At 72.0% G+C, this 23,132-nt stretch carries 22 protein-coding genes; 9 read left to right on the top strand and 13 right to left on the bottom strand.

Going from position 1 to position 23,132, the window contains the following annotated elements; translation table 11 throughout:
* Positions 1 to 21: 21 nt before the first annotated feature.
* Together ACK8N7_RS05820 and ACK8N7_RS05825 are read right to left on the bottom strand one after the other, a co-directional pair.
* A complete protein-coding gene (locus ACK8N7_RS05820; protein ID WP_319347915.1) occupies positions 22 to 702 on the bottom strand; it encodes an ABC transporter ATP-binding protein in 681 nt (226 codons plus the stop codon).
* Positions 699 to 1,790 (bottom strand): ABC transporter permease, encoded by a 1,092-nt coding sequence (locus tag ACK8N7_RS05825; RefSeq protein ID WP_500441290.1) that lies wholly within the window; start codon positions 1,788 to 1,790, stop codon positions 699 to 701. Before ACK8N7_RS05825 ends, ACK8N7_RS05820 begins: the two co-directional genes overlap by 4 nt.
* A gap of 110 nt (positions 1,791 to 1,900) precedes the next feature.
* Here ACK8N7_RS05825 and ACK8N7_RS05830 point away from each other — a divergent pair, with 110 nt between their 5' ends.
* The gene (locus ACK8N7_RS05830; protein WP_500441292.1) at positions 1,901 to 3,151 is read left to right on the top strand and encodes a sensor histidine kinase; all 1,251 of its coding nucleotides are present in this window, start codon (positions 1,901 to 1,903) and stop codon (positions 3,149 to 3,151) included.
* Entirely contained in the window at positions 3,148 to 3,792 is a 645-nt protein-coding gene (locus ACK8N7_RS05835; RefSeq protein ID WP_403211113.1) for a response regulator, read from the top strand. Before ACK8N7_RS05830 ends, ACK8N7_RS05835 begins: the two co-directional genes overlap by 4 nt.
* 22 nt (positions 3,793 to 3,814) lie before the next feature.
* Here ACK8N7_RS05835 and ACK8N7_RS05840 read toward each other — a convergent pair whose 3' ends face one another.
* Complete coding sequence (locus ACK8N7_RS05840) at positions 3,815 to 4,129, bottom strand: DUF5955 family protein (protein ID WP_500441294.1); 315 nt, start codon at positions 4,127 to 4,129, stop codon at positions 3,815 to 3,817.
* Between the two features lie 191 nt (positions 4,130 to 4,320).
* Between ACK8N7_RS05840 and ACK8N7_RS05845 the strand changes: the two genes are divergently transcribed.
* Both ACK8N7_RS05845 and aceB read left to right on the top strand, forming a co-directional pair.
* The gene (locus ACK8N7_RS05845; protein ID WP_403211115.1) at positions 4,321 to 4,926 is read left to right on the top strand and encodes a nucleotidyltransferase family protein; all 606 of its coding nucleotides are present in this window, start codon (positions 4,321 to 4,323) and stop codon (positions 4,924 to 4,926) included.
* Positions 4,927 to 5,183: 257 nt separating this feature from the next.
* Positions 5,184 to 6,803: a malate synthase A gene (gene aceB, locus ACK8N7_RS05850; protein ID WP_403211117.1), complete on the top strand. Its 1,620-nt coding sequence runs from the start codon at positions 5,184 to 5,186 to the stop codon at positions 6,801 to 6,803.
* Between the two features lie 91 nt (positions 6,804 to 6,894).
* Here aceB and ACK8N7_RS05855 read toward each other — a convergent pair whose 3' ends face one another.
* Positions 6,895 to 7,500 (bottom strand): SMI1/KNR4 family protein, encoded by a 606-nt coding sequence (locus ACK8N7_RS05855; RefSeq protein ID WP_403211119.1) that lies wholly within the window; start codon positions 7,498 to 7,500, stop codon positions 6,895 to 6,897.
* A gap of 163 nt (positions 7,501 to 7,663) precedes the next feature.
* Between ACK8N7_RS05855 and ACK8N7_RS05860 the strand changes: the two genes are divergently transcribed.
* Positions 7,664 to 8,533, top strand: a complete 870-nt coding sequence (locus tag ACK8N7_RS05860) for an alpha/beta fold hydrolase (protein ID WP_403211121.1) — start codon at positions 7,664 to 7,666, stop codon at positions 8,531 to 8,533.
* 66 nt (positions 8,534 to 8,599) lie between these two features.
* Here the strand turns inward: ACK8N7_RS05860 and ACK8N7_RS05865 are convergent, their stop codons facing one another.
* Complete coding sequence (locus tag ACK8N7_RS05865; RefSeq protein WP_500441297.1) at positions 8,600 to 9,451, bottom strand: SDR family oxidoreductase; 852 nt, start codon at positions 9,449 to 9,451, stop codon at positions 8,600 to 8,602.
* Positions 9,452 to 9,514: 63 nt separating this feature from the next.
* Here ACK8N7_RS05865 and ACK8N7_RS05870 point away from each other — a divergent pair, with 63 nt between their 5' ends.
* Positions 9,515 to 9,925 carry a winged helix-turn-helix transcriptional regulator gene (locus ACK8N7_RS05870; RefSeq protein ID WP_500441299.1) on the top strand — a complete coding sequence of 137 codons (411 nt, stop codon included), beginning with the start codon at positions 9,515 to 9,517 and terminating at the stop codon, positions 9,923 to 9,925.
* On the opposite strand, the gene ACK8N7_RS05875 is transcribed toward ACK8N7_RS05870, so the two are convergent.
* On the bottom strand, positions 9,832 to 11,364 hold the full coding sequence (locus ACK8N7_RS05875; protein ID WP_403211127.1) for a YfcC family protein: 1,533 nt from the start codon (positions 11,362 to 11,364) through the stop codon (positions 9,832 to 9,834). The genes ACK8N7_RS05870 and ACK8N7_RS05875 overlap by 94 nt on opposite strands.
* Positions 11,365 to 11,594: 230 nt before the next feature.
* The gene (locus ACK8N7_RS05880) at positions 11,595 to 12,590 is read right to left on the bottom strand and encodes a fibronectin type III domain-containing protein (protein ID WP_500441301.1); all 996 of its coding nucleotides are present in this window, start codon (positions 12,588 to 12,590) and stop codon (positions 11,595 to 11,597) included.
* A 186-nt stretch (positions 12,591 to 12,776) separates the two neighbouring features.
* On the opposite strand from ACK8N7_RS05880, the gene ACK8N7_RS05885 reads away from it, so the two are divergent.
* Both ACK8N7_RS05885 and ACK8N7_RS05890 read left to right on the top strand, forming a co-directional pair.
* Positions 12,777 to 13,406, top strand: coding sequence for a TIGR03086 family metal-binding protein (locus ACK8N7_RS05885; RefSeq protein WP_500441303.1), 630 nt, complete (start codon positions 12,777 to 12,779; stop codon positions 13,404 to 13,406).
* A 124-nt stretch (positions 13,407 to 13,530) separates the two neighbouring features.
* The gene (locus ACK8N7_RS05890; protein WP_403211133.1) at positions 13,531 to 13,908 is read left to right on the top strand and encodes a VOC family protein; all 378 of its coding nucleotides are present in this window, start codon (positions 13,531 to 13,533) and stop codon (positions 13,906 to 13,908) included.
* Here ACK8N7_RS05890 and ACK8N7_RS05895 read toward each other — a convergent pair.
* Positions 13,895 to 16,069 carry a hypothetical protein gene (locus ACK8N7_RS05895; RefSeq protein ID WP_500441305.1) on the bottom strand — a complete coding sequence of 725 codons (2,175 nt, stop codon included), beginning with the start codon at positions 16,067 to 16,069 and terminating at the stop codon, positions 13,895 to 13,897. The two genes, ACK8N7_RS05890 and ACK8N7_RS05895, sit on opposite strands and share 14 nt — an antisense overlap.
* A gap of 115 nt (positions 16,070 to 16,184) precedes the next feature.
* Positions 16,185 to 16,868, bottom strand: coding sequence for an alpha/beta fold hydrolase (locus ACK8N7_RS05900; RefSeq protein ID WP_500441307.1), 684 nt, complete (start codon positions 16,866 to 16,868; stop codon positions 16,185 to 16,187).
* A 65-nt stretch (positions 16,869 to 16,933) separates the two neighbouring features.
* Between ACK8N7_RS05900 and ACK8N7_RS05905 the strand changes: the two genes are divergently transcribed.
* Complete coding sequence (locus ACK8N7_RS05905) at positions 16,934 to 17,755, top strand: chitosanase (protein ID WP_403211138.1); 822 nt, start codon at positions 16,934 to 16,936, stop codon at positions 17,753 to 17,755.
* 99 nt (positions 17,756 to 17,854) lie between these two features.
* Here ACK8N7_RS05905 and ACK8N7_RS05910 read toward each other — a convergent pair whose 3' ends face one another.
* From ACK8N7_RS05910 to pucL, 4 genes are all read right to left on the bottom strand, one after another.
* On the bottom strand, positions 17,855 to 19,267 hold the full coding sequence (locus ACK8N7_RS05910; protein WP_403211140.1) for a nucleobase:cation symporter-2 family protein: 1,413 nt from the start codon (positions 19,265 to 19,267) through the stop codon (positions 17,855 to 17,857).
* Between the two features lie 385 nt (positions 19,268 to 19,652).
* Positions 19,653 to 21,041 carry an 8-oxoguanine deaminase gene (locus tag ACK8N7_RS05915; RefSeq protein WP_403211142.1) on the bottom strand — a complete coding sequence of 463 codons (1,389 nt, stop codon included), beginning with the start codon at positions 21,039 to 21,041 and terminating at the stop codon, positions 19,653 to 19,655.
* Positions 21,042 to 21,086: 45 nt separating this feature from the next.
* Complete coding sequence (locus ACK8N7_RS05920) at positions 21,087 to 22,136, bottom strand: solute carrier family 23 protein (protein WP_500441309.1); 1,050 nt, start codon at positions 22,134 to 22,136, stop codon at positions 21,087 to 21,089.
* A 68-nt stretch (positions 22,137 to 22,204) separates the two neighbouring features.
* On the bottom strand, positions 22,205 to 23,128 hold the full coding sequence (gene pucL, locus ACK8N7_RS05925) for a factor-independent urate hydroxylase (protein ID WP_403211146.1): 924 nt from the start codon (positions 23,126 to 23,128) through the stop codon (positions 22,205 to 22,207).
* Between the last annotated feature and the right edge of the window lie 4 nt (positions 23,129 to 23,132).

The raw sequence follows: 23,132 nt of genomic DNA on the forward strand, positions 1-23,132 counted from the left end.
GTGCAGGTCCGACCCCAGGGCTCAGACCGCCGCCGGTACGGTCAGCCGGCCGTCGTCCATCGTCACCGTGCGGTCCATCCGGTCCAGGTGCGCCAGGTCGTGCGTGACCAGCACCGTGGCGGTGGCGCGCTCCCGGGTCAGGGTGACCAGCAGGTCCAGCACGGCCGCGCCCCGCTCGTGGTCGAGCGCGCTGGTCGGCTCGTCGACCAGCAGCACCTCCGGCTCGTTCATCAGGGCGCGGGCGATGTTGATCCGCTGGCGCTGACCGCCCGACAGCTGGTGCGGCCGCCGGTCCGCCCGGTCGGCGAGGCCCACCGCGTCCAGCAGCTCCACCGCCCGGCGGCGGGCTTCCCGGGCCCGCCCGCCCGACAGATGGGCCATCACCTGGAGCTGCTCGGCGGCCGTGAGCGAGGGCAGCAGGTTCGGCTGCTGGAAGACGATCCCGATGTGCTCCCTGCGCAGGGCCGCCCGCCCCGCCGGAGTGAGTGGACCCGTCCTCGTACCGGCCACGACGACCTCACCGGAGTCCGGGGTGACCAGGGTCGCGGCGGCGGCGAGCAGGCTGGACTTGCCCGAACCGGACGGCCCGACGACGGCGGTGAGCGTGCCCGCCGGAACCTCCAGGGAGACCCGGTCCAGGGCGGTGAGCCGCCCGTCGCCGTCCGGGTAGGTGAGGGTCACATCGGTGAGGGTGAGCGTCATCGGGCACTCCCGAGTGCGATGAGGGGGTCGACGGCGGTGATCCGCCGGATGGACAGGGCGGCCCCGAAGGCGCCGAGGGCGATCATGATCACTGTCGGCACCAGGACGGTCGCCGCGTCCAGCACGAACGGCACCGGCCCTCCGCCGATCAGGACCCCGGCCCCGGCGGCGAGCGCGGTGCCGAGGCCCGTACCGAGGGCGAGCATCACCACGGCCTGCCCGAGGGCGTCGCGCAGGAGGTACGGGGTGGAGGCGCCCAGCGCCTTCAGTACGGCGATGTCGCCGCTGCGCTGGATGGTCCAGACGGTGAAGAAAGCGCCGATGACCAGGGCGGAGATGGCGAAGAGGAAGCCGCGCATGAGTTGCAGCGAGCCGTTCTCCGCCTGGTAGGAGCCGATCGCGGTGAGGGAGTCGTCGAGGGAGAGGGTGCGGGTGCCGGCCGTCTCGTCCCCGGCCGCCAGGTCGGCGGAGCCGGTGGTGGTCAGGGCGATCACGGTGGCCTGCTCGGCGGGGCCCGCGCCGTCGTGGCCGATGTGCTGCCAGTCGTCGAGGGTGGTCCAGACGACGGGCGTGTGGCTGTACGAGGCGTCTCCCGCGACGGCGGCGACCTCCCGCTCCGTCCGGCCGAGCGCGATCTTGTCGCCGACCGCCGCACCTAGCTCCTCGGCCGCCTTCTCGGAGAGCACGACCCGTCCCGGACCGATCCCTTCCGGCGTTTCCGGCGCCAGGGTGCCGTCCGGTTCGACGCCGAAGGCGGAGACAGCGGCCGTACGGTCACCGGGGGCGGTGGCGTTCAGCGTCCGGATGCCCAGCGGCTGCGCGGCCCCGACCCCGGGGCGCTCTGCCCAGGCCCGCCAGTCGTCCTCGCGGACGGTCGAGTTGGCGAAGGACACCGACCGGTCGCCCGGCGGGGCGGCGAACGCGAGGTGGTCGGCGTCCAGACCGGTGACGGCCGAGACGTTCTCCCTGGCCAGGCCGGCCGTCAGACCGGACAGCAGGCCCACGAGCAGCGTGATCAGGACCACGACCGAACCCATGAGCGCGAACCGGCCCCTGGCGAACCGGAGGTCTCTCCATGCGACGAACATGGGTCCATCGTCGGCTGTCCGGGGTGGGGAGACATCGCGCGGGGGGAGGTCGTCGGATCAACCTTTCGATTGACCGGCCGCGCGGGGGCCGCCGCTACGCTGGACGGACCATGGATTCGCGTTCGCACACCCACGTCACCGCTGCCCTGCGGCTCTGTCTGCACGCGCTGCTGACGGGCCTGCTGGCCCTGGCGGCGGTCCGCGCGGTGGGCGGGAACGCACCGCACGCGGGTGCGGTGGTGGCGCTGACGCTGGTGACGGCGGGGGTGTACGGGGTTGGGGCGCTCGCGGGGGCGGGGGCGCGCGCCACCTCCGTACAGCAGGGGGCGCTCACCTCGTGCCTGCGCCCCGGGACCAGGGCGGCGGCCCTCTGGCTGGCCGGGCTCTGCGGCCTGTGGCTCGCGCTGCTCGTCCTGTCGGCGGACGCCCTGTGGGTGGCCTTCCCGCTCTACTTCCTCCAGTTGCATCTGCTGCCGACGCGCTGGGGCATCCCCACCGTCGTCGTCACCGCGGCGGCCGCGATCACGAGCTTCGTCGTACACCGTCAGGAGATCACCCCGGGCGCGTTCATCGGCCCGCTGCTCGGCGCGGCCGTCGCCGTCGCCACGGTCCTCGGGTACGACGCGCTGTTCCGGGAGAGCGAGCGGCGCCGGGAGCTGATCGTGGAGCTGGTCGCCACCCGGGCGGAGCTGGCCGAGGCGGAACGTACGGCGGGCACCCTCGCCGAGCGCGAACGGCTCGCCCGGGAGATCCACGACACGCTCGCCCAGGGCCTGTCCAGCATCCAGCTCCTGCTGCGCGCGGCCGAGCGGACGCTGCCCCATCAGGCGCCCGCCACCGCGCACGTGCGCGCCGCCCGTGAGGCCGCCCAGGCCAATCTGGCCGAGGCCCGTTCCTTCGTCCGCGCGCTGACCCCGCCGGACCTGGAGCACGGTTCGCTGGCGGCGGCGCTGGAGCGGCTCTGCGCCCGGACGACCGCGCCGGGCCTCACCGTACGGTTCGCGGTCAGCGGTATGCCGGTGGAGCTGCCGACGCCGTACGAGGTGGCTCTGTTGCGGACCGCCCAGTCGGCGCTGGCCAACACGGTGCGCCACGCGGGGGCGGGCCGGGCGGAGATCACGCTGAGCTTCATGGACACCTCCGTGGCGCTGGACGTCGTGGACGACGGCCGGGGCTTCGACCCCTCGGGGGCGCCGGTGGACGAGCGCGGCGACGGCGGTTTCGGGCTGCCCGCGATGCGGTCGCGGGCCGCCACGCTGGGCGGCACGCTGAGCGTGGAGTCGGCGCCGGGCCAGGGCACGGCGCTGGCGGTCACGCTGCCGGTGACGGGCCCGGCCCAGGACGGGGAGCGTGCCGCATGAGCGAGGGGAACGCCATCCGGCTGCTGCTCGCCGACGACCACCCCGTCGTCCGCGCGGGGCTGCGCGCGGTCCTGGACACCGAGCCGGACTTCCGTGTCGCGGGCGAGGCCGCCACCGCCGAGGAGGCGGTGGCGCTGGCGGCGGCGGGCGGTTTCGACGTCGTCCTCATGGACCTCCAGTTCGGCCCGGGTCCGGGAATGCACGGCTCCGAGGCCACGGCGGCGATCACCGCCGCGCCGGGCGGCCCCCGCGTCCTGATCCTCACCACGTACGACTCCGACGCGGACATCCTGGCGGCGGTCGAGGCGGGCGCGAGCGGCTATCTGCTGAAGGACGCGCCCCCGCAGGAGCTGGCGGGCGCGGTACGCACGGCGGCGGCGGGCCGCTCGGCGCTCGCGCCCTCGGTGGCCCACCGGCTGATGGACCGGATGCGCACGCCCGCCGAGGCGCTGACGCGCCGGGAGCTGGAGGTGCTGCAATGGGTCGGGGAAGGCCTGTCCAACCTCCAGATCAGCAAGAAGCTGTTCCTGAGCCAGGCCACGGTCAAGTCCCACCTGGTGCACATCTACGCGAAGCTGGGCGTGGACTCCCGTACGTCGGCGGTCGCGGCGGCGACGGCCCGCAGGCTGATCCGCCGCTGATTCCACCCGGCGACGCCCGGCCTCACCCGCGCGGCGGCTCCCCGAAGAGATCCACCGCGTTGCGTACGTCGCGCAGTGGAGCCGCGAGTGCGCTGACCGAGCCGATCGACCCCGCGATCAGCAGCAACGAGCTGCGCATACCCGGGATCTCCGGGACCCCGCCGACCGCGATGGCATCGAGTGCCTCGAGCTCCTCCTCGGCGATGGGCCGGTCCGGGAACTCGAAGGCGAGCGAGGCCAGCTCCCGGCGCAGCCGGGAGACGGCTGTACGCAGCTCCGCCACCCGCGGGTCCTCATCACTGCCGGTGACCCGCTTCTGCCCCACGCTTCGCAACACAGCACTCCCCCTCGCACGTCCCTGTGCCCGTGTGACCCCCGGACCCCGGGGCTGTGGCCAAGTACCGGGTTCCGCCCGCAAGTTAACGCCATGACAGGCAGTGCGCGCCACTCCACGGACAGAAATCAGGGTGCCCCCTGAGAGTGACATGCGTGTCGCGTGTGCGAATGGCTCGGTGATATCCAGGGCTCATGGCTTCTCAAGCGACGAATCCGAAGGTGGCGGGGGTGCTGCTCGCCGCGGGCGGCGGCCGGCGGCTCGGCGGCCGCCCCAAGGCCCTGCTGGAACACCGCGGCCGCCCCCTGGTCGAGCACGCCCTGCGGGCGCTGCGCAACGGCGGCTGCGGCCCGCTCCATGTGGTGCTGGGCGCGGCGGCCGACGAGGTGCGCGCTCGGGCCGATCTCACGGGTTCCGTGGCGACCGTCAATCCGGGATGGGAGGAGGGCATGGGCTCCTCGCTCCGGCTGGGCCTGGCCGCGCTGGCCGGTGCGGGCGCGGACGCGGTGATCGTCCTGCTGGTGGACCAGCCGGGGATCGGGGCGGAGGCGGTGGCGCGGGTGCGTCTGGCCTACCGGTCGCGGACGAGCCTGGTGGCCGCCTCGTACGACGGGGAGCGCGGCCATCCGGTGCTGTTCGGGGCGGACCGGTGGGCGGACATCGCGGCGGGGGCGGTGGGCGATCAGGGGGCCCGGGCCTATCTGCGGGAGCACCGCGATGCGATCACGCTCGTGGAGTGTTCGGATGTGGCGCAGGCGTACGACATCGACACCGCGCAGGACCTGAGCCATCTGGAGTGACCTTGACGGACCCCGTGAACACTCCGTACCCGCTCTGGCACGCTGCGCCGCCGAGGGGCCGTTTCTGTCGACCCGGAGAATCTCGACATCAACAAACCATTGAACTTCCACCATGAGGAAACTACTATCCACTGGTCAGAAGCCCTCTGAACCTCAGACGGCACCCACGGCCGTATCTCGGAGCCATGGCACGCCGTGCCGTCTCAGGCGACCCGGCGGCCATGAGACGCCGCCGCCCGCTGAAGGAGTGACAGCTCATGTCCGCACCAGCGCCGTCCACGCTGGCCATCGTCGATGCCGAGCCCCTGCCCCGGCAGGAAGAGGTCCTGACCGACGCGGCCCTCGCGTTCGTGGCCGAGCTGCACCGGCAGTTCACGCCGCGCCGCAATGAGCTGCTCGCCCGGCGCACCGAGCGCCGCGCCGAGATCGCCCGTACCTCCACGCTGGACTTCCTGCCCGAGACGGCGGCGGTCCGTGCGGACGACTCCTGGAAGGTCGCCCCGGCCCCGGCCGCGCTGAACGACCGCCGGGTGGAGATCACCGGTCCGACCGACCGCAAGATGACGATCAACGCGCTGAACTCGGGCGCCCGCATCTGGCTCGCCGACTTCGAGGACGCCTCCGCTCCCACCTGGGAGAACGTGATCCTCGGCCAGCTCAATCTGACCGACGCCTACGAGCGCCGCATCGACTTCACCGACCCGAAGTCGGGCAAGTCGTACGCGCTGAAGCCCGCCGACGAACTCGCCACCGTCGTCACCCGCCCCCGCGGCTGGCACCTGGACGAGCGCCACATCCAGCTGGACGGCACCCCGGTGCCCGGCGCGCTGGTCGACTTCGGCCTCTACTTCTTCCACAACGCCCAGCGCCTGATCGACCTGGGCAAGGGCCCGTACTTCTACCTGCCGAAGACGGAGTCGCACCTGGAGGCCCGCCTCTGGAACGACATCTTCGTCTTCGCCCAGGAGTACGTCGGCATCCCGCAGGGCACGGTACGCGCGACGGTCCTGATCGAGACGATCACCGCCGCGTACGAGATGGAGGAGATCCTCTACGAGCTGCGCGACCACGCCTCCGGGCTGAACGCCGGCCGCTGGGACTACCTCTTCTCCATCGTCAAGAACTTCCGTGACGGCGGCGCCAAGTTCGTCCTGCCGGACCGCAACGCGGTGACGATGACCGCCCCGTTCATGCGGGCGTACACCGAACTCCTGGTCCGCACCTGCCACAAGCGCGGCGCGCACGCGATCGGCGGCATGGCCGCCTTCATCCCCTCGCGCCGCGACGCCGAGGTCAACAAGGTGGCCTTCGAGAAGGTCAAGGCCGACAAGGACCGCGAGGCGAACGACGGCTTCGACGGCTCCTGGGTCGCCCACCCCGACCTGGTGCCGATCGCGCTGGCCTCCTTCGACGCGGTCCTCGGCGAGAAGCCGAACCAGAAGGACCGGCTGCGCGAGGACGTCTCGGTGGCTGCGGGCGACCTCATCGCCATCGACACCCTCGACGCCAAGCCCACGTACGACGGCCTGCGCAACGCCGTCGCGGTCGGCATCCGCTACATCGAGGCCTGGCTGCGGGGCCTGGGCGCGGTCGCCATCTTCAACCTGATGGAGGACGCGGCCACCGCCGAGATCTCCCGCTCCCAGATCTGGCAGTGGATCAACGCGGACGTGGTCTTCGAGAACGGCGAGCACGCCACCGCGGAGCTGGCCCGCAAGGTCGCCGCCGAGGAACTGGCCGCGGTCCGCGAGGAGATCGGCGAGGAGAGCTTCACCGCCGGCAAGTGGCAGCAGGCCCACGACCTCCTGCTCCAGGTCTCCCTGGACCAGGACTACGCGGACTTCCTGACCCTGCCGGCGTACGAGCAGCTGCGCTGACCGGTCCGGCCGAAGCTCCGTCACCGCCCCCGGCACCGCACAGCGCCGGGGGCGGTGCGGTTGTCCGGGGTCCCCGGGGCCCCCGGGTTTTTCACCCGAAGCCGAAGCGGCGGTTCAGCTGGGCCATGTCCCAGTCCACGACGACACCCTCGGACCGATCGCGCCAGTCCAGGAAGCCCTCGTCGTCGACATACGGTTCGTAGTCGCCCCAGACACCGTCGTGGAGCCCCCGGGCCGTGGACGCGAGGTACGCCCCCAATGACGCCCACGCCCCCTCGTAGGAGAACGAACCGCCCTCGTCCTTCGCGTGGTCCCCGATCCGGCCGAAGGAGGGGCCGGGCTCCTGGCTGACGAAGAGGCTGTTGCCGCATCCGTCGTGAGCGACGGGAATCCAGCGGGGCTGCCACCAGGGGCGCTCTCCCGGGCCACGCCGTTGGTCCGCCCGCCGGTACGCGCGGTACTCCTCCACGATCAGGCGGGTGCCGTGGAGCTCGTGAAGGGGCGGGAGGAGGAACCCGCCCGACCCGTCGTGCCGGGCTAGGGACGCCACCAGTTCGGCAGGGAACGCGCAGCCGACCGCGTCCTGCGCCGCTCGGATCTCCCCCGGGGTGGCCGGAGGCGGAAGATCCGCGTGGCGGACGGGGGCGTTGGCGCGGAGCCATTCCTCGATCCGGTCCCATGCCTCGTCGACGGTCATGGGCACAGCATCGCCGGGGCGGTGTGGGCCCTGCAAGGAGCCGGGGTGGTCGGGGTGTTCGGGGTGTTCGGGGTCTTCGGGGTCTTCGGAGCCTTCCATGGTGAGGTAAGGGTGAAGGGGCGCCGGCCGATGAGTTTCCGGAGCGGGGCCGGTCTGTACAGGCATGAAGACCCACACACTTGAGACCCCCGGTGCCGACCTCGTCCACGACGTGCGCGGACCGCTGCCCACCGCCGACGGGCGCCCGCCGCTGCTCATGATCGGGCAGCCCATGGACGCCGGCGGCTTCGCCGCGCTCGCGGCGCGCTTCCCTGACCGGACCGTCGCCACCTACGACCCGCGCGGACTCGGGCGCAGCATCCGTAAAGACGGGCGGACCGACCACACGCCGGAGACCCAGGCCGACGATGTGCACGCCGTCATCGGCGCGCTGGGGGCCGGGCCGGTCGAGATGTTCGCCAGCAGCGGTGGGGCGGTCACCGCGCTCGCCGTCGTGGCGAAGTACCCGGCTGACGTGACCGTCCTGGTCGCTCACGAGCCGCCGCTCATCACCCTCACTCCGGACGGCCCGGCGGCCGTGCGGGCACGGGCCGGTGTCCTGGAGGCGTACACGAAACGGGGGTGGGGGGCCGGGATGGCCGCGTTCGTGGCGATGACCTCGTGGGAGGGCGAGTTCACCGAGGAGTACTTCGCGCAGGCCGAGGCCGATCCCGCCGCGTTCGGGATGCCCACCGGGGACGACGGCTCGCGTGACGACCCGCTGCTGTCCGACCGTTCCTGGGCGATCAGCAGCTACCGGCCGGACGCCGACGCGATCGCCGCGGCCCCGACCCGCGTGGTGATCGCCGTGGGCGAGGAGTCCACGAACGTGCAGACCGGGCGCACCTCCGTCGCCACCGCCGAACTGCTGGGGCAGCGGGTGACCGTCTTCCCGAGCCACCACGGCGGCTTCCTCGACGGGGAGTTCGGATATCCGGGGAAGCCGGACGAGTTCGGGCAGCGGCTGCGAGAGGTGCTCGACGGCACCTCGTAGCCCTCGGTACGGAGCCTGTCGGCGGGCATGGCGTCCGGGCCCGCCCGCCCGGTACCGCGCGCCCGCCTAGAGGCCCAGGTCGGCCAGCCACCGGCCCGTGCTCCTGGGGTCCCGTCCGAGCAGCTTCTGGGCGGACCGCTCGGGAGCGATGGCATGGTCCGTGAGCTCGCCGAGCGCCCGGTAGAGGCCGGCGACGCCCGCTGCGGGGCCCTCGCCGAGCAGGGGCGCTATCGACGTGCCGAAGGCGGCGGGCGTGATCGCCTCGTAGGAGACCTCGCGCCCGAGGTGCTCGCCGAACGCCCCGGCCAGGTCCGGACCGGTGATCGCGGGAAGCTGTCCGACGTCGATGGTGCCGGTGACGTCGGGGCGGTCGAACAGGTCGGCGACGACATCGGCGATGTCGAGGTGCGAGGCCCAGGAGACCGGGAAGTCGGCGCGCAGCGGGTAGCGCAGAGCTCCCTGCTCGCGGGCGGCTCCGACGACCTGCGGCAGGAGCAGGTTCTCCAGGAACAGCCGGGGCCGGACGACCGCGTAGGAGATGTCGCCCGCCTCCAGCCCGTCGGTCAGCGTCGAGACCGCGCTGTCCGCCGGTTCCGGAAGCCCGCCGCCTCCGGAGCCACTGGTGGAGAAGACCACCCGGGCCGGCGACGCCTCCCGGATCGCGGCGACGATGTTGTGCGCGTACCGGACGCGGTCCGCCTCCGCGCCGAGGGGCAGATGGACGAATACGCCGGCGGCGCCCCGATAGAGGTCGGTCAGCTGCTGGGCGGAGGAGCAGTCGGCGGCGACGGTCGCCGGGCCCTGGGCTGCCGCGCCGGCGCGGCGGGCGAGGGGGACGACCGGCTTGCCGGCGGCGGCGAGCACGGAGACGACAGGGGCACCTTGGGCGCCGGTGGCGCCGTGGATCACGTAGGTCATGGACCCATTAGTGCATGTGATGCATCAGTTACTTCAACTGCACTAATGGGTTAGCGTGGAACCATGTCCACGACTTCTCTGCCCGAATGCGGCGTCGCCCGGTTCCTCACGCTGCTCGGCGGCCCGTGGGCCACGCTGATCGTGCGCGAGCTTCTGCACGGCCCCCACCGCTTCACCGAACTCCGTGACGCCCTGCCCGGGATCAGCCCGCACACCCTGACCAGCAGACTCCGGCAGTTCGAGGCGACCGGCATCGTCACCCGCACCGCGTACGCCGAGATCCCGCCTCGCGTGGAGTACCGGCTCACCCCTCTCGGTGAGGGTCTGCGCGATGTGCTGGACGCCATGGCCGCCTGGGGCGTGACCGTTCCCGAGCCCCCTCAGGTCCACACCGCCCCCAGCGCCACGAACCCGCAGATCAGCACGGCCAGGACGGCCAGCAGCGGCCAGACGAACCGCAGGTACTTGTCGTAGCCGATCTTCGCCAGCGCCACCCCGCCGATGGTGACCGCCGTCGTCGGGACCCAGAGGTTCATCCAGCCGCTCGCCGCCTGCCAGGCCGTGACGACCACCGCACGGGAAACGCCCGCGAAGTCGGCGAGGGGGGCCAGGATCGGCATCGCCAGGGTGGCGTGGCCGGAGGTGGAGGGGATGAGGAAGGCCAGCGGCAGGTTGACGAGGAAGACGAAGACCGCGAAGAGCGCCGACGACGTCCCCGAGACCACGCCCTCGATCGAGTGCAGCACGGTGTCCGTGATCTGCGAGTTGTTCATGATGACGGTGACACCGCGCGCGAGCACGATGACGAGCGCCGGGGAGATGAAGTCGGCCGCGCCCTGGATGATCGTCGAGCTGAGCTTCTGCTCGCCGAACCGGGCGACGACGCCCACCAGGACCGCCGCGACCAGGAAGAGCGCGGCCAGTTGCGGGAAGGACCAGCCCAGTTCGAAGCCGTACGGGGTGGCGTCGGCGTCGCCCGTGAGGGCCCCGGCCCACGGGACGACCGAGAAGATCATGAAGGCGAAGACCAGGGCGACGAGGACCAGGACGACCTGGTGCAGCCGGGTCAGCTCCGGGGGTTCCTCCGCGTCCGCCGCGTTGTGTTCGCGGTCGCCGGGGAGGAAGCCGGAGAGCGAGCGCTCGGGGTTCCTGCGGACGCGGTTGGCGTACCGGATGACATAGGCGATCGTCACCGCCGTCAGGACCACCCACATGATCGCGCGCAGCACGATGCCGTCGCCGAGCGAGATGTCGGCGGCGGACGAGGCCACTCCGGTGGCGAAGGGGTTGACCGTGGAGCAGAGCACGCCGATGCCCGCGCCCAGGATGATCGTGCCGGTGGCCACCATCCGGTCGTAGCCGAGGGCCAGCATCAGCGGGATGATCAGGCCGTAGAACCCGAGCGTCTCCTCCGCGAAGCCCTCGACCGTGCCGAGCAGCGAGAAGACGAGCATCACGCCCGCGATGAGCAGCGCGCCCCGGTCGCGCAGGCGGTGTGCGAGGCGGCCGATGCCCCGGTCCAGGGCGCCGGTGGCGAAGACCACCGTGATGAACGCGCCGATGGCGAGGACGAAGAGGAACACGCCCGCGCTGCCGTACAGCTCGCCGGCCAGGTCCGGGCCGACCACGCCCGTCTTCGCGTCCTGGACGCCGTAGAGGCCGTTGACCGGGGAGAGGAAGAGGTCGTTCAAGCGGTCGACGAAGCCCTGGTCGGAGTCGACGCGGTGGTACGTGCCCTGGACCGGGGCTCCGTCCTCGTTGCGGTCGTAGACGCCGGGCGGGACGAGGAAGGCCAGGACCCAGACGCCGAGCGTGACGACCACGAGGATGGTGAGGGCGCTGGGGAAGGTGAACTTCCGCCTGGCCGGGGGCTCCTCCTCCCGGGCGGGTTTCGTGTCGGCCGCGCTGCTCATGCGGTGCTCCCGCCGGGAGCGGGAGCGGGGCCGGGCCCCGATCCCGCCGCTCCTCCGCCTGTGCCACCACCCGTCTCGGTGCCGTACGCCGCCGTGTACTCCATCGGCGCGCCGTCTCCCAGGTCCATGCGTCAGCCCCTTCGGTCCTCCGGCCCTCCGGCCTTCTGGGATCAATGGACCATAAGGGGCGGGGCGCCGCACGCCTGGGAGGCGGATGGGCCGACGTCGCGTCAGTCCGCCAGGACGATCGTGGGCTGGGCCGAGAAGTCACCCCACTTGCCGTCCGGGAGCTTGGCCCTGAGTTTCACCGAGTAGCGGGTGCCGGCCGGTTCCGCGAGGTTCAGCCGGTAGGTGGCCCGGCCCTTCGGAGGCGTACCGCCCCAGACGATGGTGGTGGTCAGCTTGCCGTTCAGATAGAGCTGGTAGGCGGGGATCACGCCGCCCGTGTCGGGCTGGTCCCAGGACAGGTCGACGGTGAACTCGGCGCCCTCCTTGCCGATCTCGGTGCGCAGCCCGGTGGGGGCGGTGCTCGCGGGGGCGCCGGGGGCGGACTCGGTGGTGAGGTCGAGCGCGTTGCTGTCGGGAGAGGACTTGTCGGAGGCGTCCCGGGCCCGGACGGTGAAGGTGTAGACGGTTCCCGGGCGCAGGCCCGCGAGCTTCGCCGTCGTCTCGGAGGACGGGACGCTGTGGATCCTGGAGCCTTCCTGGTAGATGTCGTACGAGGTGACGCCGACGTCGTCCGTGGACTTGCCCCAGGTGAGGGTGGCCACGCGGCTTCCGTCGGCGGTGCCGGTCAGCTTCGCCGGGACGGTGGGGGCCGTGTCGTCCTTGGGCGGGGTGGCCTGGGTGGTGACGGGGATGGCCTCACTGGGCGCGGAGAGGTTCCCGGCCGTGTCCTTGGAGCGGACGGTGAAGGTGTAGCCGGTCGAGGCCGTCAGCCCGTTGACGTCGATCATGTGCTTGGCCGCCGGGACGCTCTTGACCTTGGTCTTCCCTCGGTAGACCTCGTAACCGGCGACCGCCTTGTCGTCGGAGGCGGCCTCCCACATGACGTGCACCGAGGTGGAGCTGCTCGCCTGCGCGGTCACGCCCTTCGGGGTGCTGGGACGCTTCGTGTCGGCGTCGGCGGTACCGCCGCAGGCAGTGAGGAGGGGGGCGAGGAGCAGGGCGGCGGAACAGGCAAACGCGGCAGATATGTGGGGGCGTTGCACGGTGGTGCCTTCCATCCGGACAGCAATGGTCCAGACCTGTATGACATGGCCTGGGGGTTGCCGACAAGAGGACGGAGAGGAACCTTCCGCTATGTGGTGGTGTGCGCCGCGCGCCCGGGCCGGTGAACCCCTCGTACCTCCGCTGCCGAGCTCGCCGTGGATCCTCCGATGAGTTCTCGGTGGCGGAACCGTCTGCCCTGTATGAACTCCGACAGCACGCACGCCTCCACCCCCGCTCCCCTCCCCGATCTGGAGCCGGCCGCCCGGCGGATCGCCGGTCTGCTCGGTGCGATCGACGACGGCCGGCTGGGCGGCCCCACACCCTGCACGGACTATGCCGTACGGGAGCTGCTGGCCCACCTCACCGGGCTGGCCGCCGCCTTCCGTGACGCGGCCCGCAAGGACCTCGGGGCGAGCACGGCCCTCTCCCCGGACTCCGCCCTGCCCGTCCTCGACGACGACTGGCGTGAGGTGCTGCCCCGGCGGCTGGAGGAGGTGGCGGCGGCCTGGCGCTCCGCCGACGCGTGGACGGGGATGACGCGGGCGGGCGGGGTGGAGCTGCCGGGCGAGGTGGCGGGGGCCGTCGCGCTCAACGAACTCGTCGTCCACGGCTGGGACCTGGCCCGGTCGACCGGGCAGCCGTACGAGGCCGGAGAGACCGAACTGCGCTCCTGCGAGGCCCTGCTGGCACCGGCCGACGACGATCCGGACGGCGAGAGCCTCTTCGGGCCGCCCGTCCCGGTGCCGGTCGGCGCCCCGCTGCTGGACCGGGTGATCGGCCTCAGCGGCCGCCGGCCGGACTGGCAGCCGGACCGGCGGCCGGGGAGCTGAGGGGCGGCGGCACACTGCTCGGTTCCGTTCCGGTGCCTCTCGCACCAAAAAGTGCGTTCTTCCACGTCAGACCCTTCGCACCTACGGTTTCCCAGTATCCGGAAGAGACCGAGGGAGCGCAGTGATGACCATCCTGAAGACCTACGCACGCCTCTGGACCGACGACCTCGACCGGGCGCTGCCGCTGCTGGAGGAGCTGACCGGCGAGCAGCCCCACCTGCGGCTGGCGTTCCACGAGATCACCCTCGCCGCCATCGGGAACTTCCTGGTCATCGGCGGCCCGGTCGAAGAACGCGCGCGGTACGGCCACGCCTCGGCCACCGTCGTCGTCGACGACCTCGACGCCCTCCGGGCCACGCTGGAGTCCGCCGACGCCACCATCACCACCCCCGCGACCAGCGGCCCGACCGGGCGGTTCCTCCACGCCCGCCACGCGGACGGGGCGGAGATCGAGTACGTCGAATGGATTCCGGAACTGGTCGGCCGGATCATCCACGCCTGACTGCGGCGCGCACCCGGGCTCGCAGCCGTTCGTCGGCGGCCTCGATCGTGCCGTCCAGCCCGGACCTCACCACTCTCAGGTCCCGCTCCCCCAGCGCCGCGAGCCGCGCCCGGTGCACGTCGGACAGGGCGTCCGCGCCGAGCGCCACCAGTGCGTCCACGGCCTCGAAGGGGGCGGTGCCCGCTTCCGCCGCGTCCAGCAGGAGCCCGGCCGCGCGCCCGGCGTCCAGCTCGTCGGGGGCGATGGCACGCAGGGCCGCCACCGCCGACGGCACCTGTCCGGGGTCGGTGAGCAGCGCCTTCAGTACGGGGACGAGCGGCCGGGCCGCCGGGCCGAGGCCCCCGGCCGCCCGGGCGGCGCGGATCAGGGTCCAGCGCCGCCAGAGCGCTTCGGTGTCGCCGAGCACCCCGGCCAGCACCGGCACCGCCTCCGCCGCGTCGCCGGTGATCCGGTGCAGGGCGACGGCGACCGCGATGTCGTCGTCCGTCTGCGGGTTGTTCCGCTCGGTGCCGGGGGCGTTGAGGGCGGCGCGCAGTGCGGGTAGGAGCGGTGCGGCAGGGGGCCCGACGGCGGCGGCGGCCGTCGCCGCCTCCCGTATCCGCTCATCGGATCCCCCGCCTCCCCCGGCACTCTCCGTGAGCCGCCCGGCGAGCAGGGGCAGCAACAGGCCGTGGTCGCCGGTCAGTTCGTGGAGCGCACGAGCCGCCTCGATCCGGTCGTCCACCGGTCCGGTCCCGGCCCGCGCGCGCAGCGCCTCGGCCACCTCCGCGCGCTGGTCGGGCGGGCAGACGGCGACCAGCACCTTGGGCAGCAGCCGGGGGTGTGACGGCAGTGCGGCGAGCAGCTCGGGCACGGCGGCGGCCGCGTCCGGGCCCCAGGCCGTGAGCACCGCCGCCAGCCGGAACGAAGTGGTGGTGCCGGACTCCGTCGTGGCGAGCCGCCGCCGGAGCGCCACCAGCAGCTCGGGGTCGTACGGCACGACCGGCAGGGACCCGGCGGGCCCGCCGCACGCGGCTCCGAGCGCCCGGGGCCGCCGCTCCGGATCCCGGGCGAGCAGGGGCGCGGCCCGTACCGGGTCGACGGCGACCAGCACTTCGAGGGCCCGGTCCGCCGCATCGCCCTCGCCCGTCGCGCGCACCGCCAGCGCGTCGGCGGCGGGAGCCCCCGACGCACCGAGCCTCCCGAGCGCCGACAGGGCACCGGACACATCGTCCGGCCCGTCGTCCACGGCCACCGATATCAGCGCGGGGGCCAGCCGCGCGGGTGCGCTGCGGGAGAGCTCGCACGCTGTCGTGGCCGCCCACACCGCCTCGGCGCGGGCCTCCGGATCGTCGCTGCGCAGCGCGGCGTCCAGCAGCGTGAGCACCGCCTCCCGGTCCGGCTCGGTGTTCCGGTCCAGCAGGGTCAGGGTGAGGTGGTGCAGGGGTTCGTTGCGGGAGAGGTCGAACCGGTCGGCGACCAGAGGGTCCAGGGGAAGCAGGGCCAGCACGGCCTCGTGGTGGGCCCGGGTCCAGGGCAACCCGATGTCCACGCAGGCCAGCACGGCCGCGATCCGCAGCTCCGGCGGGCTGTCCGGGCCGAGGGCCCCGGTCGCCGCCGGTATGGCCCCCTCGGGGTCCAACCGGGACCTGGCCGCCAGGAGTTCGGCGCGGACCAGCGGGTCGCTCTCGACGGCCGCCCGGTCCCGGAGCACCGGCGCCGCGGGTCCGGCCGCGGCCGCTCCCGTCACCCCCACCGCCCAGGCGGCGGCCTGGCGTACGGCACGGTCCTCGTGGCCCACCGAGGCCAGGAGCAGCGGCAGTTGCTCGGCGACGGCCCGGCGGCAGGCCACCTCGTCGCTCTCCTCGGACGCACTCCCGCCCGGGTCCGCGCCGCCCTCCGCTATCCCGCCGATCAGCAGGAGCACGTCCGGCGTACGGATGCCCGCCGCGGCGATCCGGGCCAGGAAGGGCACCGCCTTCGCCGAGGCCTCGTACACCGAGCCCTGGTGCAGGATGCTGCCGTACAGCTCGCTCTGCGCCTCCTCGGCCGCCGCGTCGTCGTCCCCGGCGAGGGCGCGCAGGAAGCCGGGGACGTCCTCGGCGCTGCCGTAGGCGTGGGAGTAGGAAGTCCAGGGCTGGGCGTCCGGTTCGGCGAGGAACAGGGCACGGTCGAAGTCCATGGTGCCGATCATGGCAGCCGCCACTGACAACGCCCCGGCCCCGGCATGCCCCTGTCTCCGCCATCCAAGGCCGGACCGGCCCACGGCAGGGTCGCCCCACGGCAGGACCGGCGCCTCAGCTGGTGAAGAACTCCGTGATGTGCGGGGCCACCTGGTCGGCCCGGGTCTCGTGCATCCGGTGGCCGCCCGGGACCGTGATCATCCGGCAGTCCGGGATCAGCGAGGCCATGTCCGCCTGGCGCTCCTGCGGCATACGGCTCTCCGGACCGCCGGTGATGATCATCGTGGGGGCGACGATCTCGCCGAGGCCCTCGGACGCGTCGGGACCGGGGTCGGCGAGCTGGTCGCGTACGGCGGGCACCGCGTTCTCGTCGTAGTCCACCGGGCCATCGGGCCGCCCGGCCGGGCCCGGGTCGCCGGGGAAGGGGGCCGGGGTCTCCACCAGCACCAGCCGCTCCACCCGGTCGGAGTGCTCCTGGGCCAGCAGCCGGGCGACGACGCCGCCCATGCCGTGGCCGACGAGGCCGACCCGGTTCAGCTCCAGCTCGTCGAGGAAGCCGACGACGTCCTCGACCATCAGCTCCAGGTCGTACTCGTCGGGCCAGTCACTCTCGCCGTGGCCCCGCAGGTCCAGGGCGAAGACCCGCCACTCCTGGCCCAGCAGGGGGCCGGCCGCCTCCCAGTCCGCGGCGGAACCGCCGAGGCCGTGCAGCAGCACGACGGGCGAGCCGAACGCATCGCCCCAGGTCCGGTACGCGAGGCGCACATCGCCGACATCCACAACTGACTGATCTTCCATACCCCTGACGCTACAGCCGCCGGGCGGCCGTCCGCTCCAGGGCCCCGGCCTGGCAGGCTGGGCGGGTGAAGCACATCGTCCGCGCCCTGCGCCTGCCCCTCGCCGCCGCTCTCCTCACGGCCGCCGCCCTGACCGGATGCTCCGGATCCGCGTCCCAGGATCCGGAGGCGGGGCTGGCCGACCCGGCGAAGAAGCGGATCGCCATGCAGCTGGTCTCCAGTGCGGAGAACTCCTCGCTGGACTGGGAGGCGCAGTACCCGTACATCGAGGACATCGGGGACGGCCGGGGGTACACGGCGGGCATCATCGGGTTCTGTTCCGGCACCGGTGACATGAGGAAGGTCGTCGAACGGTACGCCAAGGCGCGCCCCGGCAATCCGCTGGAGCGGTTCCTGCCCGCACTGCGCGCGGTGGAGGGCAGCGACTCCCACGCCGGGCTCGGCGAACCGTTCACGCAGGCGTGGGCGAAGGCGGCCGAGGACTCCGTCTTCCGCGCCGCGCAGGACGCGGAGCGGGACGCCGCCTATTTCGATCCGGCGGTGGAGCAGGCGGAGAAGGACGGGCTCGGGGCGCTGGGGCAGTTCATCTACTACGACGCGTACGTGATGCACGGCGCGGGTGACACGGAAGGCTCGGTCGGGTTCCGGACGATGCGCCGCGAGGCCCTGGCGGCGTCCCGGCCGCCCGCGCGGGGCGGTGACGAGAAGGCGTATCTGAACGCCTTCCTCGATGCCCGCGTCGCCGCGATCGGCCGGGAGCCTTCGCACACCGACGCCAGCCGGGTGGAGAGCGCCCAGCGCGTCTTCGTACGGGAGGGGAAGCTCCAGCTGGAGACACCGCTGCGGTGGAAGGTGTACGGGGACAGCTACCGCATCGACGGAAGCTGAGGCGCGACCGGGGCGAGGCCCCGCACCGGCCGGAGGTGAGGCACGGCCGAAGCCCCGCGCGGGACGCGGGGCTTCACCGGGCTGCGTACGGCGGATGCGTCAGTGGACACCCACCCCGGCAGCCGCCGGCACCACGTGCTCGCCGTGGTGCTGCTCCTCGTCCTCCGCGTCCGGCTTGCGGCCGAAGTGGTTGAAGGCGAGGTTCAGCACGATGGCCACGACGCAGCCGGTGGAGATGCCCGAGTCGAGGACGACCAGCAGGCTCTCCGGGAAGGCGTGGTAGAACTGCGGCGCCGCGATCGGGATCAGGCCGATACCGAGGGCCGCCGCCACGATCAGCGCGTTCTCGCCCTTCTCCATGGCGGCGGTGGCCAGGGTCTGGATGCCGCTGGCCGCGACCGTGCCGAAGAGGACGATGCCCGCGCCGCCGAGCACCGGCAGCGGTACGAGGGCGATGACGGAGGCGGCGACGGGCACCAGGCCGAGCACGATGAGGATGCCGCCGCCCGCCGCGACGACGAAGCGGCTGCGGATCTTCGTCATGGCGACGAGGCCGACGTTCTGGGCGAAGGCGCTGCACATGAACCCGTTGAAGATCGGGCTGATGGCGCTGCCCAGGGTGTCGGCGCGCAGGCCGCCCTCGATGATCTTCTCGTCGGCCGGGCGGCCGACGATCTTGCCGAGTGCCAGCATGTCGGCGGTGGACTCGGTCATGCAGACCAGCATCACGATGCACATGGAGATGATGGCGGCGATCTCGAACTGCGGGCCGCCGAAGGCGAACGGCGTGGGGAAGCCGACCACGTCGGCGTTCTTGATGGCGCTGAAGTCGGTGATGCCGGCGGGGATGGCGATCAGGGTGCCGATGACCAGGCCGAGGAGGATCGCGATCTGCTGGAGGAAGCCCCGCAGCAGCTTGCGCAGGGCCAGCACGATCACCAGGGTCACGGCGGCCATGGTGATGTTGGTCATCGAACCGTAGTCGTCCGCCGTCGCGTTGCCGCCCTGGGACCAGTTGAAGGCGACCGGCAGGAGCGAGACACCTATGAGGGTGATGACGGTGCCGGTGACGACCGGGGGGAAGAAGCGGACCAGTTTGCAGAAGTAGGGGGCGAGGACGAAGCCCAGGATGCTCGCGACGATGATCGCCCCGAATATGACGGCTATCCCGTCGTGTCCCCGGTCCTTGCCTATCGCGATCATCGGGGCCACACCGGCGAAGGAGACGCCGTTGACGAAGGGCAGCCGGGCTCCGACCTTCCAGAAGCCGATGGTCTGGAGGAGGGTGGCGATGCCTGCGGTGAACAGGCTCGCCCCCATCAGGAAGGCGGTCTCCTTGGCGGTGAGGCCGACGGCCGGTCCCACGATCAGGGGTGGCGCCACCACCCCGGCGTACATGGCGGCCACATGCTGCAGGCCGCTGGTGAACATCTTCAGTGGGGGAAGGGTCTCGTCGACCGGATGTTTCCGGCGGTCTGCTGCTTCTGCTTCTGTGACGGCATCGTCCGTCACGTCGAGGGCGGCTGCATCTGCGTCTTTGCGAAACCTGGGCTCAGCGGCCACGGCGGTTCCTCCGGTCGGTTACACGTCGTCGGCGACGTGGGGTTCAGGGAGGTGGTGCGTAAGTGGTGCGGCGGTGCTTGCGGCTCTCTCAGGTGGTGCAGGTCGTGCAGGTCGTGCAGAGGGGGGTGCGGAGGGCGCGCACGTTGGGGGCGTGCGGGCAGCGTTCATCACCGGTCCGGCGGCGCCCACCATCGGGTGCGCGTCCGCCGGACCGGCTGCCGCGGACCCCGCTCGGGTCCACGGCGGCCGGTCTCGGGCCGTCCCCCTCGACCGGCCGGTCGGGGATACCTCCGGGAGTCGTGGACAGCCCGGCGGTTGGGGGATACCTCCGGAGTCAGGCTCCGGCGGCGATCTGCGCGAGGCGGCGGGCCTCGTCGCGGGTGACGCGGGCGATGGCGTCCTCGTCCACCGTGGTGAGGTGGTTGCCCTCGACGACCGGCTTGCCGTCGACGAGGGAGAGGGTCACCGGGGCGGCCGCGCCGAAGATGAGCGCGGTCACCGGGTCGGCGATCGAGGAGTGGGCCAGGGTGTCCAGCTTCCACAGGACGAGGTCGGCGAGCTTGCCGGCCTCCAGGGAGCCGATCTGGTCGGCGCGGCCCAGTACCTGGGCTCCGCCGAAGGTCCCGAGGCGCAGGGCCTGACGGGCGTTCAGGGCGGCCTCGCGGTGGGCGCCGAGGCGGTTGATGAGGAGGGCGTTGCGCAGCTCGGTGTGGAGTTCGCCGGACTCGTTGGAGGCGGTGCCGTCCACGCCGAGGCCGACCGGGACGCCGGCGGCGAGCATGTCGGGGACGCGGGCGATCCCCGCGGCGAGGCGGGCGTTGGAGGAGGGGCAGTGGGCGACGCCCGTTCCCGTACGGGCGAAGGCCGCGATGTCGGAGTCGTTCATGTGGACGCAGTGCGCCATCCACACATCGCTGCCGAGCCAGCCGGTCGACTCGAAGTAGTCGGTCGGGCCCATCCCGAACAGTTCCTTGCAGAACTGCTCCTCCTCGACGGTCTCCGAGCCATGGGTGTGCAGCCGTACGTTCTTGCGCCGGGCCAGCTCCGCGCCCTGGCGCATCAGTTCGGTGGAGACCGAGAACGGCGAGCAGGGGGCGACGGCGACCTGGGTCATCGAGTCGAAGGAGGCGTCGTGGTGGGCGTCGATCGTCGCCTCGGTGGCGGCGAGCGCGCCTTCGAGGGTCTCGACGGCGAAGTCCGGGGGCAGGCCGCCGTCCTTCTCGCTGCGGTCCATGGAGCCCCGGGCGAGGGTGAACCGTACGCCCATCTCGCGGGCGGCCCCGATGATGGCGCCGGACAGGTCGCCGGAGCCCTTGGGGAAGACGTAGTGGTGGTCCATGGCGGTGGTGACGCCGCCGCGGGCCATCATGGCGAGCGAGCCCTGCGCGGCGGCGCGGGCCATCGGCTCGTCGATGCGCGCCCAGGTCGGGTAGAGGGCGACCAGCCAGTTGAAGAGGTTGTGGTCGGTGGCAAGGCCCCGGGTGATCCACTGGTAGAAGTGGTGATGGGTGTTGACCAGTCCGGGCGTCGCCAGGTGCCCGGTGCCGTCGATCCGCCGGACGACCCCGGTGAGGCCCTCCGGTGCCTGGCCGGCGCCGACGGACTCGATGCGGTTGTCCGCCACGACGATGTACCCGGAGGCGTACTCCGTGTCGTGGGCGTCGACGGTGGCGATCGAACAGTTCTCGATGACGATGCGCTGAGGGTCTGCCGAAGCTGCCATGGTGCTTCCTTCTTCTCTCTGTGGCGATGTGGGCACGGCAGGACCCTAGGAGGATTTGAGTGCCACAGCGGGGCGGCTGTGGGTGCCGAGATGGTGGAAGAACAGGGTTGAGTACGACCGCGACCAGGGCTCCCGCACTGATCCCGGAGCCGAGGACGGTCTGGGCCCAGGCCGGGAATCCGGCGTAGAAGGTGGGCGCGGCGAGCGGGATGATGCCCGCGCGCAGATCTCACCGAGGGCCAGCATGCCGGCCGAGGACTCCGTCATCAGGACGAGCATGACGATGCAGAGGGAGAGGATGGCGGCGGGGTGGAACTCCGGTGCGCCGAAGGCGAAGGGGGTCGGCAGGGCGGCGAGCGGTGCGGACTTCAGCGCGGAGAAGTCGGCGAGCCCGAACGGGATCGCGGCCAGTGTGCCGACGAACATGCAGACCAGCAGGGCCACTTGTTTGAGGAAGCCGCGGCCGAAGCGCTGGATGAGCAGGATGACGACGAGGGTGAAGGCGGCCAGCGCCAGGTATTTCATGGCGCCGAAGTCTTCGGCGGTGGCGTCGCCGCCCCGCGCCCAGGCGACCGGCACGGGCATGAGGGTGACGCCGATGAGGGTGATGACCACGCCGGTGACGAGCGGCGGGAAGAAGCGCAGCAGTCTGCCGAAGAACGGTCCGACCGTCAGGCAGAAGACTCCGGCGACGAGCACCGCCCCGTAGATCGCGGGGAGTTGGTGTCCGGGCGCGCTGGTCTCGGCGATGGCGAGCATCGGCGCGATACCGGCGGAAGAGGCCGCGTTGACGAACGGCAGCCGGTTCCCGGCGATCGTGCCGACCCCCACGGTCTGGAGGATGGTGGCGAGTCCGGCGATCAGAAGGCTCGCGGCGATGAGCCTGGTCATCCCGGCGGTGTCCAGGCCGACGGCCTGGCCGATGATCAGCGGAGGGGTGACGACGCCCGCGTACATGGCGGCGATGTGCTGGAGTGCGGCGGGAACGAGCCGGGCGGGAGGAAGCTTCTCGTCGACCGGGTGAACTGCCGTGCCGGTAAGGGTTTTCGGGGCTTCGCACGGGCCTTCGGCCGGCCCCGTTGCAGGCTGTGCCATGGGTGTTTCCTCCGGGATGACCGACCCCCGCCCAACTGCGGGCGGGCGGGGGCGGGTTCAGTGCCGCGTCAGAGGTTGGTCATGTCGACCGGGATCTTCGGCTCGACGCCGTCCCGGAGCACGGTGGCCTCGATCAGACCGTAGGGGCGGTCCGCCGCGAAGTAGACCTCGTTGTCGTTCTTGAGTCCGAACGGTTCGAGGTCCACCAGGAAGTGGTGGTTGTTCGGCAGCGAGAAGCGGATCTCGTCGATCTCGCTGCGGCTGTTGATGATCCGCGAACCCATTTGGTACAGGGTCTGCTGGAGCGAGAGGGAGTACGTCTCGGCGAAGGCCTGGAGCATGTGCTTGCGCGCCTGCTCGTAGGACTTCTCCCAGTTCGGCATGCGCTGCTCGTCGCTGGTCCAGTTGTACCGCCACCTGGCGGAGACGTCCGTCGCCAGGATGCGGTCGTACGCCTCCTTCAGCGTCGTGTACTTGTCCTTGACGTAGCCCCAGAACTCGGAGTTGGTCGAGTTCATCACCGTCAGGTCCTTGAGGCCCGAGATGACCTCCCAGTTCTCACCGTCGTAGGTGATCTGGGAGACGCGGGTCTCCTGGCCCTTGCGGACGAAGGAGTGCTTGACCTCGTCGGCGCCGATGAACCTGGAGTTGCCGTCGGAGGTCGCGATGCGCTCCCAGGTGTACTCCTCGATCCGGATCCGGGCCCGGTGGATCGGCTCCTGCGAGGAGACGAAGTGCCGGGCGAGGTGGATGCCGAACTGCTCGGCGGACTCGATCCCGTGCTCCTTGGCGAACGCGTACACCGTGTTCTTGGTGGTGTCGGTCGGCAGGACGTTGGCGTTGGAGCCGGAGTAGTGCACATCGTCCATGTCGCCGGAGAGGGCGACCGAGACGTTGAGGTCCTTGATGTGGTGGGTGTCGCCGTCCCGCGTGATCTTTACGACGCGGTTCTCTGCTTTGCCGTACTGGTTCTGGCCGAGAATCGTGGGCATGTCG

The organism is Streptomyces griseobrunneus, assembly GCF_046713465.1.
Taxonomy (GTDB): domain Bacteria; phylum Actinomycetota; class Actinomycetes; order Streptomycetales; family Streptomycetaceae; genus Streptomyces; species Streptomyces microflavus.